Source organism: Vibrio sp. 99-70-13A1 (assembly GCF_013114625.1).
Lineage (GTDB): Bacteria > Pseudomonadota > Gammaproteobacteria > Enterobacterales > Vibrionaceae > Vibrio.
Genome location: NZ_VTXD01000078.1, coordinates 1 through 2,766 on the forward strand (window position 1 = coordinate 1; position 2,766 = coordinate 2,766).

The following is a 2,766-nucleotide window of genomic DNA, read 5'->3' on the forward strand; positions in this document are numbered from 1 at the left end:
AAAAACCCAATAAAGTTATGATAAATACAAACTCAGATAAGACATACTTTCTAAAGTTCAATTTAATGTAAGTATCGATAATTACCTCCTAGTACATAACGCCCTGTTAAGGTGTGAGCAACGCAATACCGAAGCCGACGCATACCACCTTAAACACTAAACGCAACGCATAGTAAAAATGCCACGCGTTGCGAATCACTCTTAAACAGTTTGTTATGTAAATACTTACATGCAGGCGATTTCTTAACTACTACAGTTTAATAGTGCTATTAAAACCCGAACACTCTTTGCAAGAAATAAAACCTGCTGTATCGAGCACTGATTGATTAAAGGCAAGCTCAGGGTTCGTTACTGATATCATGTGATCTATTAACAAGGTTTTCAGCTGCAACTTGAGCTGGTGCCATTGTTTTACTGGGTTATCACCATCTAAGTCTATGTACTTTTTATTGGATTTATAGTCCATAGCTTTATGAGTAGCAAACCCAACTGAGTGAATTAGTTTATGTACTGTAGGATCAGAATTTTTGTAATCAAGCATCTTAGTTATATGCGCACGGATATTTTGGGTTGCAAGATCCACATTGAATACTGAGTTACGCATTTCATTATATCCGGAATTATCGTGTTGAATTGTTCTAACTTGACTAGTTTTTAAACCAAATCTCGTTGAAATTCGCACATAAAACCTTTCCGCGTCCTCATGAAAAAGCGAGAGATTATCTATGAAAAACTTCCTATATTCCGAGATTCGGCTTTCAGGTAGCTCTTCCGGTATTTCAAAGTTCAGATAATCTTGATGCAGTCTAGAGCAGTTTTTATCTTTGTGGTAAGCAGGAGCTCCTCCAAGATAAACCCATCTAGAGTTCGGTGGTAATCGCGTAGTTTTAATCTGAAGTTTAGAATACTCAACTTCGAGTAAAGCATATGATTCGTTAATGGTCTCTAGCACTAGCTTAGTCGATGACAAAAACTCCAACTCTGGTTTCGATAATAAGTTTGTCAACTGACTATCATAACATTGGACAAGTTCACTTACATTCCGTGTATTTGCTTTAGCAGACGACTCCAGTTTCTGCATATTACTTCTTGTGATATACACATGTTCGCTCATGGCGTTACTACCTTGATACAAAAATCAGACTATTTAACTAGTTACTTAACTTCAGTGAAAATGCGTTATACAAACTTATTTGGCTGCGCCCTTTGTACTCATTAACAATGCCTTTGCCACAAATTCTTTGACCAGTGAGGCTTTGAAACGCACCATGTTCTTGCCTAAAGGTAGACAAATCGTCTTCCCATACAACAAAAGTTACAGATTGCTTAGGGAATCGATTATCCATATTTAGATACACTCCTCGCTTAAAGCGCGAAACTTCTTTAAGAATACCGCAAGCAATAACATCTTCACCCACATGGAACGGAGCATTTTTGGAATCAATTTTTGTTGCGCTATAACCCGTTGAGGACAGTAATAACGTAGATATCAATGTAAGTGGAACGACGAATTTCATGATATGACATAGCTCTAGTTTAATAACACCTCAATTATACCGAACTACAAACCGTTTGTGTATTTGTATTTACATAACGCCGCGTTAAGTGGTGAGCAACGCATACTACTGCACCTAAAGCATTGTGCCGTAAACACTTAAGCCAAAGCAAACTGAAAATGCCGAGCGTTGGGAATCCGTCTTAAACGCTTTGTTATGCTCGTCTTTCCAACAACGACGTAATGTCTTTTTTTAATTCATCCGAAAGGCGTTCGAACTGCTCTGGTGCAACCAATTTTTCTTCACACATTAGCATGAGCTGAATAAATGCCTTATTCCGAGAATGACCATCAAAGATAAGCTTCATCTGCTTTTCTGATGTTTTGGAATACTGACACATGAAATGAAACCTTTCCCCTGCAAGTTCTGACTCGTCAGTAATAGTTTCAATGACTTCGTTCAGCTGCCTTGTACAATACAACTGAATAGCTTCATTTTTAATTTCGCAGAAAACTTTCCAATCAGATTCTTTGATACTCATGCCAACCTCCATAAAGTTCCACTTTTCAGCATAGAGCATAACGCCCAATTAAGTAGCTGACAACGCTACCAAATACACTCAAATTTACCACCGTAATCACTGAAACTAAACCGAGTTGAAAATACCACGCGTTGACAGTCTGCTTGAATTGCTTGTTATGTGAATTTTACTCGTACTTCTTACCGTTGTGCTTTAACCAACCGTCCACGTGTCTATTATTTGGATCATGATGTGTCCAGTGCATTACGCCACCTTTGGGATTCCATTCATATTCACCATAAAACTGAACTCGATCACCCACTCTAAGGTTTGGGATTCTAGGAGCTAAATCGATATTATGAGCAACAAGTAAAGTTTGTTTACTGTTCAATTTCAATATGAACTTTTGATGCCTACTTCCCTCGTTATCATCACGTAACAAACTGAGCACTGTACCTGAACCTTGAACTTGGACATCACTTTGATGATTTTCATAGGCTTGTTTTAACCGATAATCATTTGCTTGAACACCAAGGGAAGTTAGGCACAAGACTGCTATAAATATAGCGATAAACTTCTTCATATACTCAATTTCTCCAATTCACATAACGCCCAATTAAGGTGTGAGCCACGCTGCCACTGCACTCAATTTGGACACCGTAAACACTAAACTAAACCCAAACCAAAAATGCCAAGCGTGGGGAATCACGCTTAAATTGTTTGTTATGTTGAGGCTACTCGCCTATCTTC

At 38.2% G+C, this 2,766-nt stretch carries 4 protein-coding genes; all 4 read right to left on the reverse strand.

The window, feature by feature from the left end:
• Nucleotides 1-250 precede the first annotated feature (250 nt).
• Complete coding sequence (locus tag F0226_RS22165) at nt 251-1,114, reverse strand: hypothetical protein (protein ID WP_171737656.1); 864 nt, start codon at nt 1,112-1,114, stop codon at nt 251-253.
• Between the two features lie 37 nt (nt 1,115-1,151).
• Entirely contained in the window at nt 1,152-1,517 is a 366-nt protein-coding gene (locus tag F0226_RS22170; RefSeq protein ID WP_171737657.1) for a hypothetical protein, read from the reverse strand.
• Nucleotides 1,518-1,710: 193 nt separating this feature from the next.
• Nucleotides 1,711-2,037, reverse strand: coding sequence for a hypothetical protein (locus F0226_RS22175; protein ID WP_171737658.1), 327 nt, complete (start codon nt 2,035-2,037; stop codon nt 1,711-1,713).
• Nucleotides 2,038-2,203: 166 nt separating this feature from the next.
• The gene (locus F0226_RS22180; protein WP_171737659.1) at nt 2,204-2,599 is read right to left on the reverse strand and encodes a DUF3465 domain-containing protein; all 396 of its coding nucleotides are present in this window, start codon (nt 2,597-2,599) and stop codon (nt 2,204-2,206) included.
• Nucleotides 2,600-2,766: the final 167 nt, after the last annotated feature.

Coding starts and splice junctions, on each gene's coding strand:
- F0226_RS22165 (WP_171737656.1), bottom strand. CDS start 1,114: ATGAGCGAACATGTGTATATCACAAGAAGTAATATGCAGAAACTGGAG.
- F0226_RS22170 (WP_171737657.1), bottom strand. CDS start 1,517: ATGAAATTCGTCGTTCCACTTACATTGATATCTACGTTATTACTGTCC.
- F0226_RS22175 (WP_171737658.1), bottom strand. CDS start 2,037: ATGAGTATCAAAGAATCTGATTGGAAAGTTTTCTGCGAAATTAAAAAT.
- F0226_RS22180 (WP_171737659.1), bottom strand. CDS start 2,599: ATGAAGAAGTTTATCGCTATATTTATAGCAGTCTTGTGCCTAACTTCC.